Source organism: Chryseobacterium sp. SIMBA_029 (assembly GCF_046535275.1).
Classification (GTDB): domain Bacteria; phylum Bacteroidota; class Bacteroidia; order Flavobacteriales; family Weeksellaceae; genus Chryseobacterium.
Genome location: NZ_JAWRXA010000705.1, coordinates 1 through 246, shown reverse-complemented (window position 1 = coordinate 246; position 246 = coordinate 1). Strand labels below are relative to the sequence as shown.

General features: G+C 58.5%; 1 protein-coding gene. It reads left to right on the top strand.

Annotated elements, in window-relative coordinates; all coding sequences use genetic code 11:
- The coding region (locus tag SB679_RS25770) for an aromatic ring-hydroxylating oxygenase subunit alpha (RefSeq protein WP_410705212.1) at positions 1–246 on the top strand (246 nt) is incomplete at both ends.

The window sequence follows — 246 nt, the reverse complement described above, 5'->3', positions numbered from 1 at the left end:
ATCTAGAGATGAAGCTGTTCTTCAGCAAGCATTGGCTTTTTGCGGCCATGACTTGCGAGATCTCCGAACCGGGTGACTGGGTCCGTGTGGACATTGGTCGCGAGTCTGTGGTTATCGTTCGGAAGAAGGACGGAGAAGTTGCTGCGTATCACAACACCTGCCGGCATCGCGGCTCGCGAATCTGTCAGGAGGAGCGGGGCCACGCGGGCCGGCTCGTGTGTCCGTATCACCAGTGGACTTACGGCC